Origin of the sequence: Pedobacter gandavensis, assembly GCF_032678465.1 — a bacterium.
Taxonomy (GTDB): domain Bacteria; phylum Bacteroidota; class Bacteroidia; order Sphingobacteriales; family Sphingobacteriaceae; genus Pedobacter; species Pedobacter gandavensis_B.
The window spans coordinates 1-12634 of record NZ_JAVTSK010000005.1 but is presented as its reverse complement, the minus strand read 5'-3'; the positions used below and the strand labels follow the sequence as shown (position 1 = coordinate 12634).

The 12634-nt window shown below is 38.8% G+C and carries 12 protein-coding genes and 1 tRNA gene; all 13 read left to right on the top strand.

Annotated elements, in window-relative coordinates:
* Positions 1 to 11: 11 nt before the first annotated feature.
* The 13 genes from R2Q94_RS10425 to R2Q94_RS10365 all read left to right on the top strand — a co-directional run bounded on the left by R2Q94_RS10425 (position 12) and on the right by R2Q94_RS10365 (position 12550).
* Positions 12 to 2060 carry a BatA domain-containing protein gene (locus R2Q94_RS10425; protein WP_316821397.1) on the top strand — a complete coding sequence of 683 codons (2049 nt, stop codon included), beginning with the start codon at positions 12 to 14 and terminating at the stop codon, positions 2058 to 2060.
* Positions 2057 to 3316, top strand: a complete 1260-nt coding sequence (locus R2Q94_RS10420) for a dihydroorotase (protein WP_316821396.1) — start codon at positions 2057 to 2059, stop codon at positions 3314 to 3316. Before R2Q94_RS10425 ends, R2Q94_RS10420 begins: the two co-directional genes overlap by 4 nt.
* On the top strand, positions 3309 to 3980 hold the full coding sequence (locus R2Q94_RS10415) for a hypothetical protein (protein WP_316821395.1): 672 nt from the start codon (positions 3309 to 3311) through the stop codon (positions 3978 to 3980). Before R2Q94_RS10420 ends, R2Q94_RS10415 begins: the two co-directional genes overlap by 8 nt.
* Positions 3981 to 3997: 17 nt before the next feature.
* Positions 3998 to 4540, top strand: a complete 543-nt coding sequence (locus R2Q94_RS10410) for a DUF4199 domain-containing protein (RefSeq protein WP_316821394.1) — start codon at positions 3998 to 4000, stop codon at positions 4538 to 4540.
* A gap of 99 nt (positions 4541 to 4639) precedes the next feature.
* Complete coding sequence (locus R2Q94_RS10405; RefSeq protein WP_316821393.1) at positions 4640 to 5593, top strand: glycosyltransferase family 2 protein; 954 nt, start codon at positions 4640 to 4642, stop codon at positions 5591 to 5593.
* Positions 5594 to 5596: 3 nt separating this feature from the next.
* Complete coding sequence (locus R2Q94_RS10400) at positions 5597 to 6565, top strand: glycosyltransferase (RefSeq protein ID WP_316821392.1); 969 nt, start codon at positions 5597 to 5599, stop codon at positions 6563 to 6565.
* Entirely contained in the window at positions 6562 to 7440 is an 879-nt protein-coding gene (locus tag R2Q94_RS10395; RefSeq protein WP_316821390.1) for a hypothetical protein, read from the top strand. The genes R2Q94_RS10400 and R2Q94_RS10395 overlap by 4 nt, the downstream gene beginning before the upstream one ends.
* A 9-nt stretch (positions 7441 to 7449) precedes the next feature.
* Positions 7450 to 8979, top strand: coding sequence for a GH3 auxin-responsive promoter family protein (locus R2Q94_RS10390; protein WP_316821389.1), 1530 nt, complete (start codon positions 7450 to 7452; stop codon positions 8977 to 8979).
* Positions 8980 to 10131 (top strand): 1-deoxy-D-xylulose-5-phosphate reductoisomerase, encoded by a 1152-nt coding sequence (locus R2Q94_RS10385; RefSeq protein WP_316821388.1) that lies wholly within the window; start codon positions 8980 to 8982, stop codon positions 10129 to 10131.
* Between the two features lie 37 nt (positions 10132 to 10168).
* Positions 10169 to 11503, top strand: coding sequence for an RIP metalloprotease RseP (rseP, locus tag R2Q94_RS10380; protein ID WP_316821387.1), 1335 nt, complete (start codon positions 10169 to 10171; stop codon positions 11501 to 11503).
* A gap of 4 nt (positions 11504 to 11507) precedes the next feature.
* Positions 11508 to 12044, top strand: coding sequence for a Fe-S protein assembly co-chaperone HscB (gene hscB / locus R2Q94_RS10375; protein ID WP_316821386.1), 537 nt, complete (start codon positions 11508 to 11510; stop codon positions 12042 to 12044).
* An 81-nt stretch (positions 12045 to 12125) separates the two neighbouring features.
* Complete coding sequence (locus tag R2Q94_RS10370; RefSeq protein WP_316821385.1) at positions 12126 to 12410, top strand: DUF3817 domain-containing protein; 285 nt, start codon at positions 12126 to 12128, stop codon at positions 12408 to 12410.
* Between the two features lie 60 nt (positions 12411 to 12470).
* A tRNA-Leu gene (locus R2Q94_RS10365) sits at positions 12471 to 12550 on the top strand.
* Positions 12551 to 12634 lie beyond the last annotated feature (84 nt).

Sequence of the window (12634 nt, the reverse complement as noted above, 5' to 3'; positions counted from 1 at the left end):
TTTGGTTTTTAATGAATTTCCTATACCCAGGTTTTCTTTTCGCACTGCTGGCAATAGCCATTCCTATTGTAATTCACTTATTTAATTTTAGAAAATTTAAGAAGGTATATTTTAGTAATGTACAGTTTCTTAAGGAAGCGAAAGAGCAGAATTCTTCCAGGGATAAGTTTCTCCATTTATTGGTATTGTGCTGTAGAATTCTCGCGATCATCTTCCTGGTATTTGCCTTTGCAAGGCCATATATTCCACTGGATACTGGAGCAGACCCTAAAAAAGGAAACCTGATTAGTGTTTATATCGATAATTCCTATAGTATGGAAACGGTAAATAAGGAGGGGAATTTATTGGATGAGGCCAAGCGTAAGGCGAAAGAAATTGCTGCGGCTTACGAGTTGAACGACCAGTTTCAGTTGCTTACTAATGACTTTGAAGGAAAACATCAGCGAAGATTAAATAAGGAAGCTTTTGTTCAGATGCTGGAAGATGTGAAAATATCTCCAGCCAGCAGGACCTTGCAGCAGATTGTCAATAGGCTAAACCAGGAGGGGGATTCCAGGAAAAATCAAATCGCTTACCTGCTTTCAGATTTTCAGCAAAATTTTACCGGCAGGGAAAAAATTAAATCTGATTCGTTGATCAGGTATTCCTTCATTAAATTGAACGCGAATGCGCTTCCAAATATAGCAGTCGATAGTGTCTGGAGTTTATCCCCGGTTCATCAACCTAAGCAAGCAGAACAATTGGTCGTGCAGCTTCATAATTATAGTTCGGAAGATGCGGTAGATGTTCCATTGAAGCTTCTCATCAATCAGCAACAAAAGGCAATCAGCAATGTTAAAGTCCCCGCCGGGAAATCGATTAAAGATACATTAGCTTTTAGCGGTTTAAATCAAGGATGGCAGAAAGGGGTGTTGAGTATTAAAGATTTTCCCATCACTTTTGATGATGAATTGAATTTTAGTTTCCCTGTAAATAACGAAATGAAAGTGCTAAGTATCTCAGGAGATCCTACACAACAATTCTTAAAATCATTATTTGCAGCTGATCCGTATTTTAAACTGACGGAAATGACGGAGGCAAATATCAAATATTCGAGCTTCCCGGAATATAGTCTGATTGTTCTTAACGGTTTAAAGCAACCTTCCTCAGGATTGGCACAACAGCTTAAAAGCTTTGTGCAAAAAGGAGGGAGTTTAGTGATTTTTCCGGATCTGGACGCTGGTGCCAGAGTTTATACTTCTTTTTTAACGGCACTGACCTTGCCAGCAGTTAAGCAATTAAATGCTGGTAGTCCTGTAACCAGTAGCATCGACCTTAAAGATCCATTGTTTAGGGATGTATTTGATCAGGTTCCTGCAAATATGGATCTTCCTGTAGTAAACAGATATTTCAGTTATCTGGAAAGAAGTACAGGAGGGAGAGAGCGTATTCTTCAATTGCCTTTAAACCAAAGTCTTTTTGCCAGATACCCATTGGGGTCTGGCAAAATATATTTGTCGGCCAGCACTTTGACAACGGAAGATGGAAACTTATCCAGACATCCGGTTTTTGTGCCGCTGTTGTTCAAAGTTGCTTTTAGCAGTGCTAAAGAACAACCAATGTACTATACTTCCGGAAAAGATGATTTATTAGCCCAGCAAAAAATAAGCGTTGGCGCCAATCAATCACTATTGTTAAAATCAGCTGATGGAACTGAGGTGATTCCGGAAATCCGTCAAACACCCGGGCAAACTCTGCTATACATTGCAGATCAGGTGAAGAAGTCCGGTTTTTACGATCTGAAGAGAACAGATTCAGTGCTCGCGGTATTGGCCTTTAATGATGACAGAAAAGAGTCCGATATGAGTTACGCGAGTGATCAAAACTTGAAGGATTTATTCGGCAGACAACAGATTGCGCTGCACAATTCACAGAAAGATGCCTTGTCGTTGAATATACAGGCGAAAAATAGCAGTATAGAGTTATGGAAACTTTGCCTAATTTTGGCTGTTGTTTTTTTAGCCATCGAAATACTATTGATCCGATTTTTTAATAAAACAAAAAACATACAAAAAACATGAATCTTCTCATCACTGGGGTAACCATTGCCGACCCAAATAGCCAGTTCCATCAAAAAACTTGTGATGTACGTGTAGAACAGGGCAAGATTACTGCTATTGGCAGTAACCTGCATTCTTCCGGTAAGGAAGAAGTGTTTGACGGAGCAGGTGCCATATTATCACCAGGATTTTTTGACCTGAACTGCTCTATAGGAGATCCTGGTTTTGAAACCAAAGAAGATATTGAAACTGGAACACGAGCTGCTATGGCTGGAGGTTTTACAGGATTGGCTGTTTTGCCACATACCAAACCTATAGTTCATTCTAAAGGCGAAATTGCTTATATCATCAACAAAGCAGCTGGAAATCTGGTAGACGTATTACCAATAGGGGCAGTTAGTCGTGATTTGGAAGGCAAAGAACTCGCGGAAATGTATGATATGCAACAGGCAGGTGCTGTTGCTTTTTCTGATGGCAATAAGGCGATTTGTGATGATGGATTCATGAGCCGGGCTTTGCAATACGTTAAAGGCTTTAACGGACTGATGATGGTGCACCCGGAAAATAAATCCATCTCCGGAAAATCACAGATTCATGAAAGTAAAACCAGCGTTTTACTGGGGATGAAGGGCGTTCCTGCATTAGCAGAAGAGATGCACATCAGCAGAGATATTTTCCTGGCTACTTACCATGAAGCTCCCTTACACATCAGTAATATCTCCACTGCAGGTTCTGTCGCATTGATTAAAAAAGCTAAAAAGGATGGCTTAAAGATTAGCTGTGATGTTGCTGCGCACCATCTGGTATTTACAGAAGAGCTATTGAATGACTTCGATAGCAATTATAAGGTAAAGCCACCCTTGCGCGGAAAATCAGATGTAAAAGCTTTAATTAACGGTTTAAAAGACGGGACCATTGATGCGGTATGTTCTCAACACCGTCCTCAGGAAATAGAATTTAAGGCGGTAGAGTTTGAAATTGCTGCCTATGGTATCATCGCCTTGCAAACTGTATTACCTTTGATGCTTAAGGCTGGATTGGACGCTACACAAATTGCAGAAAAGCTAGCCATTAACCCACGTAAATTGTTAAATCTTGCAGTTCCTGTGATCGCAGAAAATGAGATTGCGAATTTCACCGTATATCATCCAACACAGGAATGGGAATACAATGCCACAAACAATCAATCAAAATCGGCGAATTCACCGCTTTTAAATAAAAAATTAACCGGTAAAGTTCAACTGGTATATAACAACAAACAAATACAATATGGATAATCATGTAAGAACAGCGCTAATTGCGTCGTTAGATAAATTTGCCGCGGTATCTGGAATAGATTCCATCAAATTAGAAGAGGGCCTGATCGAAGTATTCAGTAAAGACCTTGGCTTCCTTGAAAAAGTAGAAGAATTTGATGAGGTATTTGATGAATACCCAGCATTTGAGGAATTAAGAGAGGTTTTCTTCGATTTGTTAATGATTAATTTCTTCGCTAATGATGTAAAAAAATTAGAAGAAGATTACCTGGAAACAGATGAGTGGGCAGATATTGAAGAAGAAACCATCGATCGTGGTACGGAACTTTTAAACCTGTTGTTGTACATCAATGAATGTCATGATGAGCGCATTAAGCCGGAGCTTGGCGATTTCCTTAAAGAATTCTTATTGGTTGAAGAGGATGAATTCCAGGACGAGTTTCATATCTATGAAGATCTGATCACCAACCAAAACCTGGTGGAAAGTAGTGTAGAAGATATTTGCAGCCACGTGGGCATGATTGAATTAGGTGAAGAAATGGAAGATTTATTTATTCCTTTCATGTGTTTCTTCCACCAGCCAAAAGAAAGTGAAGAAGTAATCAAAGATTTACAGGAATTTAGCCCTAATAAGGAATTTGACGTTGCAGTTTATACGTTAATTGCTAATTTTAACAAGAACTAATACTTAAACCTTAATATATGCACCAAAACTTAATTGAGTTAGAAAAGAAACCAAACAAATTGGCCTTTCAAGCGGCTATTGCTTTCGCAGTTTACTTCTTTGTATTGATTTTTGTTTTTAAGTTTCTAAACATCAGTCCTGCGAATACGAATTTGTCTACGGGTTCTAAGATCGTTAGTCAGTTATTGTCTTATGTACCTTTCTTTTTGGCCATCGTGTATGTGCAGTCCAATCATAAAAAAGAATTGGGTGGATACATGAGCTTTAATCGTGGTTTTTCTGCGGGATTCAAAGTGGCTGCTTATGCTGGATTGTTGCTGTTCCTGGTTCAGGTCATTTATTATTTTGTGGATAAATCGGCGACTGATGAATTGCTTTCTGCTGCAATTGAGCAGGCAGATGGCGATGAACAAAAGGTTAAAGGCGTAGAAATGATGCGCCCTTATATGGGACTGTTTGTTGGTTTTGGAACTGCAATTACTTATACCATTATTGGTTTGGTTGCAAGTCTGATTGGAGCAGCAGTTTTCAAAAAGGAAAGACCATTGGACATAGATTAGCGTAATTTAACCTATGTATTTATAAGTATACAACGTGCAATTTTGTCATTTTATTTGATGAAATTTGCACGTTGCTTTTTTTTAGCACGTTATTAAGTCATGGATATTTCTATTGTAGTTCCTTTATATAATGAAGAAGAGTCACTTCCGGAGTTAACTTCCTGGATTGCTAAAGTAATGGAAGCGAATAACTTCTCTTACGAAATCCTGTTTGTGGACGATGGCAGTACAGATACTTCCTGGGCGGTGATTGAAGATTTGAAAACTCAGTTTGATGCGGTGAAAGGCATTAAATTCAGGAGGAATTATGGTAAATCAGCAGCACTCAATGTTGCTTTCGAAGCAGCCCAGGGTGATGTGATCATCACAATGGATGCGGATTTACAAGACAGCCCTGATGAAATTCCGGAATTATTCCGTAGGATCAAAGAGGAAAAGCTGGACATCATCTCCGGTTGGAAGAAAAAACGTTACGATCCGATTTCAAAAACTATTCCTACAAAATTATTCAATGCGGCGACCAGAAAAATGTCTGGTATTCAGTTGAACGATTTTAATTGTGGTTTAAAAGCGTACCGTAAAGAAGTAGTCAAAACCATTGAAGTTTACGGAGAAATGCATCGTTATATCCCCGTAATAGCCAAATGGGCAGGTTTCAAAAAGATTGGTGAGCAGGTCGTAGAGCATAGAGCCAGAAAATATGGCGTTACTAAATTCGGATTGAGCAGATTTATCAATGGTTTTTTGGATTTATTGTCCATCTTCTTTGTAGGTAAGTTTGGTAAAAGACCTATGCACTTTTTTGGTTCATTAGGCGTATTGAGTTTCCTTTTAGGAACGATAATGGCTTTATGGATGATCGGTGTAAAGTTGTACCATATTGCGATGTTGATCCCTTATAAAAGGGAAGTGACGGACCAGCCCTTATTCTATATTGCTTTAGTGGCTATTATTTTGGGTTCTCAACTTTTTCTTACTGGATTTGTGGCAGAACTGGTGACCAGAAACGCACCTGAAAGAAATGCTTATCTGATTGAAAAGGAAATCTCTTAATACATGTTTTTTTCAATAATTATTCCTCTATACAACCGTCCGCAGGAAATTGATGAGTTGTTGGAGACTTTAACACAGCAGAGCTATCCTCAGTTTGAGGTATTGGTGATAGAGGACGGATCTACGAATGATGCGAAAGCAATTGTAGCGAAATACGAAAATCAGCTGGATATTAAATATTTCTTTAAACCGAATGCAGGACAAGGTTTTGCAAGAAACTATGGTTTTGAGCGTGCCAAAGGTGATTACTTTGTAATTTTTGATTCAGATTGTCTGATTCCTGATGATTACCTGGAAACGGTTAAAAACTACCTTTTTGAACACCATCTGGATGCCTATGGTGGTCCGGATGCCGCGCATGAAACTTTTACCCCAGTACAAAAAGCGATTAGTTACGCAATGACTTCGCCATTTACTACCGGAGGCATCAGGGGAAATAAGAAGCACATCGGCCAATTTCATCCAAGAAGCTTTAATATGGGCGTTTCCAGGGAAGTATGGGAAAAAGTAGGTGGATTTATCCTGACCCGCTTAGGGGAGGATATTGAGTACAGTATCCGAATTCATGAAAGTGGCTTTAAAATTGGCCTGATCCCTGCGGCAAAAGTTTTTCATAAGCGTAGAACCAGCTTCGGACAATTTTATAAACAGCTTCATTTTTTTGGAAGAGCAAGGATCAATATCTATAAACATTTCCCTTCGGAATTGAAAATTGTACATTTTTTTCCAGCAGCTTTTACTTGTTTTGTGATCTTCACTTTATTGATGAATATCATTTGGCCACCATTGGCTTTTATCGGTAACTTTATACTGTTGCTATACTTTGTGATGATCTTTTTTCATTCCTGGCAAGTCAACAAATCTTTAAAAGTTGCTTTTTTTAGTATCATTGCATCATTCATCCAACTCACTGCTTATGGGTTAGGGTTTATGCAGGATTTTTTTAAGCGTGTAGTATTTAAACAACCATGATAAATTTTTTAAAGGAGAGTACGTTTACGGTGAAGGATGTGATCATGCAGGCCTGGATCGTTACGCGTGATCATTATTTCTCTATTGCCACCCTATGTTTTCTGGTTTTTATAACCGTTTCCACTTCTACTTTTATGGCCTTTTTTATGGGTGAACTCCCTACAGGGGTGAGGGTAGTGATGCTATTGATCTTTGTGCTATTGTATTGTATAGTTAACCTTTCCTTGCTGAAATATATTTTCCACCTGCTGGATAAAGAAGACGACATGGATATTCAGATCATTGAAACTTTACCAACGAGAACGGAAATCATTCGTTTCTTAGTTGGTACACTATATTTTGGGATTAGTATTTTTCTTGTAGGTATCCTGTTATTGCCTGTATTGTACGTTTTGGACCTGATTTTAAAGTTTGCAGTGAGCCAGGGATTGATTGGGAATTTTACTGCTGCAGGGAAGGTGATCGTTAATATTGCAGTCGCAATTGCAATTTTAAGCATCTTTTTCACTTTCATCAGGATAATTTTCTTTCCCTTCTTTATCATTGATAAACATGTACACCCCTTTGAATCCATTAAACTGAGTCTGGCCACTACCAAAGGAAACTTCATTAAGCTGCTATTTATTTTTGGTGGTTTTGTATTGATCCAGGCGATTGTATTCGGGTTTTTCTATATCGTTGTTGTAAGTGGTTTTCAATTGATCAGCTTAATCTTCAACTACGAGATTTACTCTTACGTTTCTTTATTTACAGCTATTTTTAGTTCCTTTATTGTCGTACCATTCTCTACAGCATTAGTTACTGTTGCTTACCGTAGAATGGTAAAAGAATATAAAGGAGACGAACATCCTGATATTTTACACAACATCGTTTAAAAATAATTTATGGGATTAAAAGCGGCATTAAGTAAACCGTTTGCTGCCCTGGTAGTCAGAGGCATCAATAAATGGAAAAAAAATGCAGTAACTGCGCAACAAACAATTCTCGCACAGCTCATTGATTCCGCGAAAAATACAGCTTTTGGTAAGGACCATCATTTCGGGGAAATCCATAGTTATGAAGACTTCAAGAAAAGGGTTCCATTAAGGGATTATGAGGCCTTGAGGCCTTATATTGATCGTGTAGTGGCAGGTGAAGCCCATGTGATGTGGAAGGGAAAACCACAATATTTCGCTAAAACTTCCGGCACTACTTCAGGCGTAAAATACATTCCTATTTCCAAAGAATCGATGCCTGAACATATTAAGGCCGCAAGAAACGCACTATTAACCTATATTCATGAGACGGGTAATGTGAAGTTCATCAATGGAAAGATGATTTTCCTGCAGGGAAGTCCTGTGATGACCAGGAAAAATGGCATTAATGTAGGTAGGTTGTCTGGAATTGTGGCGCATCTTGTGCCTAAATATTTACAAAAAAACAGACTTCCATCTTATAAAACCAATTGCATTGAAGATTGGGAGGAGAAAGTAGATGCGATCGTTGAGGAAACTATTCATGAAAACATGACTTTGATCTCGGGCATTCCGCCATGGGTACAAATGTATTTTGATAAGCTGAGTGAAAAATCCGGAGGTAAGAAGATCAAGGATATTTTTCCTGACTTCAGCCTTTTTGTTTATGGAGGAGTGAATTACGAACCATACCGCTCTAAAATTGAAGAAAGCATCGGTAGAAAAATTGATGCCATAGAAACTTACCCGGCATCAGAAGGATTTATCGCATATCAGGATAGCCAAAAAGATAAAAGTCTGTTGCTATTGGCAAAGGCAGGAATCTTTTATGAGTTCGTTCCAGCTGATGAATATTACAATGAAAATCCTACGCGTTTAAGTTTAGCTGAGGTTGAACTGGAAAAGAATTATGCTTTAATACTAAATACCAATGCTGGTTTGTGGGGCTATAGTATTGGTGATACCATTAAGTTTGTTTCCAAAGACCCTTACAAAATCATGGTTACGGGAAGGATCAAGCACTTTATTTCTGCTTTTGGTGAGCATGTGATAGGAGAAGAGGTAGAGCATGCACTTTTAACGGTAGCAAACGAAGAGGGGGTAGGCATTACCGAATTTACAGTGGCGCCACAAGTAAACACACCACATGGAGAATTGCCTTATCATGAGTGGTTTGTTGAATTTACTGTCGAGCCTGAAGATCTACTTGCATTTAGTAAAAAGGTAGACAAGGCTTTACAAAAGAAGAATATTTACTATTTTGACCTAATTGAAGGCAAAATATTACAACCTTTAATCATTCGTTCCCTTCAAAAAGACGCTTTTGTGAACTATATGAGGGCCGAAGGTAAATTAGGTGGACAAAATAAAGTCCCGCGTTTATCAAATGACAGGAAGATTGCAGAGGTTTTAAGTAGTTTTACAATTCGTCAAGAAGACGAAGAACAGGGAGAATTTTAATTGAAGAATATAGCAATACTTGGGTCTACAGGATCTGTAGGCACGCAGGCCTTAGCTGTGGTTCAGGCAAATCCTGGATTATACAAAGTTTTGGCATTAACGGCTCAATGCAACGCAGATTTACTCATTAGTCAGGCTTTAACATTCCAACCTGCCCTTGTGGTAATTGGTGATGAAAGTCAATTTTTAAGTGTAAAATCTGCCCTGGCTGGCACGGCAATTCGGGTTTCGGCGGGAGAAGAGGGTTTATGTGAAGCTGCCGCTTTAACAGAAGTTGATCTGGTGCTTACCGCAGTAGTCGGTTCAGCAGGTTTAAAACCAACCATTGCTGCGATTGAGGCGGGAAAAGACATTGCACTGGCGAACAAAGAAACTTTGGTTGTAGCTGGTGATCTGATCACCAAACTAGCTAAAAAACACGGAGTAAGTATTATTCCTGTGGATTCAGAGCATTCTGCGATTTTCCAATGCCTGGTAGGTGAGGGAAATGATTCGCTGGAAAAGATCTATCTGACCGCATCTGGTGGCCCATTTAGGGGAAAAGATCAAGGCTTCCTGGCCAGTGTAACCAAATCACAAGCGCTAAAACACCCCAATTGGGTTATGGGAGCCAAAATCACGATTGATTCTGCCTCTTTAATGAATAAAGGCCTGGAAGTAATTGAAGCGAAATGGTTGTTTGACCTGGAGGTAGATCAGATTGATGTAATTGTTCATCCTCAGTCGATCATTCATTCTATTGCACAATTTAAGGATGGATCGATGAAGGCACAAATGGGGGTTCCTGACATGAAATTACCTATTCATTACGCATTAGCATACCCAGAGAGAATAAGTACGGACTTTAAGCGTTTTAACTTTCTGGAATACCCTGAACTGACCTTTTACCCTGCGGATAATAAAACCTTTAGAAATCTTGATCTGGCTTATACTGCTTTGAGAAAAGGAGGGAATATGCCATGTATCATCAATGCGGCAAATGAGGTAGTCGTAAACGCATTTTTAAACGATAAAATAGGCTTTTTAGAAATGAGTGATGTGATTGAAAGGTGTATGGAAGATATCAGGTTCATTGAGAAACCAGGACTGAATAATTATTTAGAAACGGATCATCATACACGTATATTTGCGAATCAACTAGTAACAAAATAGAAATTAACGAATCAAAATTAAAAATTTAATATAAGATATGAGCGGATTGATTATGGCGGCCCAGTTGCTTTTAGGGTTATCGATACTAGTGATTTTACACGAATTAGGACATTTTCTGGCGGCACGTGCCTTTGGGATTAAAGTAGAGAAGTTTTACTTGTTTTTTGATGCCTGGGGTTTCAAATTATTTAGCTTCAAGCGCGGCGACTGTGAATACGGGATAGGATGGTTGCCTTTAGGTGGCTACGTGAAAATTGCAGGAATGATCGATGAATCGATGGATACAGAGCAGTTGAAACAACCTGTTCAACCCTGGGAATTCAGAGGGAAACCTGCCTGGCAACGTCTCATTGTAATGTTAGGTGGGGTAATTGTAAATATTATCGTAGGTATTTTCATCTTTTGGATGATGACCTTTAAGTATGGAGAAACGTATATTCCGAACAGTTCTGTGTTGGTAGGAATTAATCCTGGGGAGATTGGTAAGGAAATCGGATTGGAAAGAGGAGACCGTGTGATTGCAGTAAATGGGAAGAAAGTTATCCGCTTTGAGGAATTGATTAGTTCTAAAGTACTACTTGGAAATACAACTTTAACGATTGTCCGTGGTAATAAAACTTTAGATATTAAAGTTCCTGACAATATTTTGAATAAGGTTTCTGATATGGGAATCGAGGCATTTATCAGTCGTGTGCCATTGAGAACGGCGACAATAGATAGTGTGATTGCCGGGAAACCAGCTGCAAATTCTGGAGTATTAAAAGGAGATCAGATTATTGCCATTAACAAACAGCCGGTAAAAAATGATATAGATGTTCGTGAAGCCATTGCGAAAAACAAAGGTAAGCTAACTGATTTTACGATCAATCGTACTGGTAAAGTACTAGACCTGAATATTCCTGTGGATACTGCCGGTACAATTGGCTTTGCTTTTAACCCGAATGAGATTAAACAAGAAACCATTAAGTATGGTTTACTTGCTGCTTTTCCAATTGGGGTAGACCAGGCTTGGAAGACATTTAGTGATAATGCCAAAGGTATCTGGAAAGTATTGACTGGGAAAATCAATGCGAATAAAGCATTTTCAGGCCCTGTAGAGATTGCACGTAAAGTTTATGGTGGTGAGTGGATCTGGGCTAGATTTTGGGCTTCAACAGGTTTTATTTCAATTGCGTTGGCATTTATGAATCTATTACCTATTCCTGCCTTGGACGGTGGACACGTCGTGTTCCTGCTTATTGAGATGGTAAAAGGAAAACCATTGGGGGATAAATTTATGGAACGTGCACAAATGGTGGGTTTCGTCATGTTGTTGGCCTTGATGGTTTTTGTATTGGGGAATGATTTATTCAAAGTCTTCTTCAAGCCTTAAGACGATGGTAGATTACTTTGAGTTTTACGGAATACCAGTCACTTTTCATCCGGATACTGCAGAGATCAAGCGTAAATTTTATGAGCTGAGCAAAAAGTATCATCCTGATTTTTATATCAATGAATCGGAAGAGAAACAGACGGAAGTTTTAGAATTAAGTACGATCAACAATAAAGCGTATCAGGTATTAAGCGACCCTCAAAAAAGAGTGCATTATATCCTGGATTTAAAAGGACAGTTGATCGAGGGTGAAAATTATTCGCTTCCCCAGTCTTTTCTAATGGAGATGATGGACGTGAATGAGGCACTGATGGATTTGCAGTTTGATCCGGATGCCGAACGTTTAGCGGCTTTAAAAGTAGAGGTGGATGAAATAGAAAAGGGCTTAAGTGATCAGATCGCTTCCCTAACGACTTCATTTGAAAACAAGGATAAGGAAGCTCAGTTGCGCATCCTGACTGCGATTAAAGATTTATATTACCGCAATAAGTACTTATACCGAATCCGGGAAAGTATTAAAAAGGCAGAATCTGCCGTATAGGTGTTAATGCATTGTAAAAAAGCCCAACAGGGCTTTTTTACAATGTTTGTTTGAGCTATTTTTGGAATCAAACCCATTTTTATGAACACATTATCCATTTTTAGAAAAATCGCTGTAGCTGAAGGGCTCTCTTACCTGTTGTTGTTATTTATAGCAATGCCATTGAAATACTGGGCTGATATGCCACTTGCAGTGAAATATACTGGCTGGGCACACGGTTTGCTTTTTGTACTGTATATCGTGATCTTAATTATGGCCTGGATGGAGTATAAATGGAGTTTCAAAAAAACGGCTATGATTGGGGCTGCTTCACTGCTTCCTTTTGCACCATTTATCGTTGACAAAAAACTAAAAGAAGAAAATTAAATTAAAAATTTGCATTTATAGAAGTAGTTCCTATATTTGCAGCCCGCTAACAAAGCAAATGCCCGGATGGCGGAATTGGTAGACGCGCTGGTCTCAAACACCTGTGGGAAACCGTGCCGGTTCGACTCCGGCTCCGGGTACATAAAATCGCCTTTAATTAAATTTAAAGGCGATTTTTTTATTTATAGTTACGATTGGGTTACGTTGGTTCAAGTGGAATTATT

What these genes read in the sequence shown, in the direction of transcription:
- R2Q94_RS10410 (WP_316821394.1), top strand. Translation starts at nt 3,998, where the DNA reads ATGCACCAAAACTTAATTGAGTTAGAAAAGAAACCAAACAAATTGGCC.
- R2Q94_RS10370 (WP_316821385.1), top strand. Translation starts at nt 12,126, where the DNA reads ATGAACACATTATCCATTTTTAGAAAAATCGCTGTAGCTGAAGGGCTC.
- rseP (WP_316821387.1), top strand. Translation starts at nt 10,169, where the DNA reads ATGAGCGGATTGATTATGGCGGCCCAGTTGCTTTTAGGGTTATCGATA.
- R2Q94_RS10390 (WP_316821389.1), top strand. Translation starts at nt 7,450, where the DNA reads ATGGGATTAAAAGCGGCATTAAGTAAACCGTTTGCTGCCCTGGTAGTC.
- R2Q94_RS10420 (WP_316821396.1), top strand. Translation starts at nt 2,057, where the DNA reads ATGAATCTTCTCATCACTGGGGTAACCATTGCCGACCCAAATAGCCAG.
- R2Q94_RS10425 (WP_316821397.1), top strand. Translation starts at nt 12, where the DNA reads ATGAATTTCCTATACCCAGGTTTTCTTTTCGCACTGCTGGCAATAGCC.
- hscB (WP_316821386.1), top strand. Translation starts at nt 11,508, where the DNA reads ATGGTAGATTACTTTGAGTTTTACGGAATACCAGTCACTTTTCATCCG.
- R2Q94_RS10405 (WP_316821393.1), top strand. Translation starts at nt 4,640, where the DNA reads ATGGATATTTCTATTGTAGTTCCTTTATATAATGAAGAAGAGTCACTT.
- R2Q94_RS10395 (WP_316821390.1), top strand. Translation starts at nt 6,562, where the DNA reads ATGATAAATTTTTTAAAGGAGAGTACGTTTACGGTGAAGGATGTGATC.
- R2Q94_RS10415 (WP_316821395.1), top strand. Translation starts at nt 3,309, where the DNA reads ATGGATAATCATGTAAGAACAGCGCTAATTGCGTCGTTAGATAAATTT.
- R2Q94_RS10400 (WP_316821392.1), top strand. Translation starts at nt 5,597, where the DNA reads ATGTTTTTTTCAATAATTATTCCTCTATACAACCGTCCGCAGGAAATT.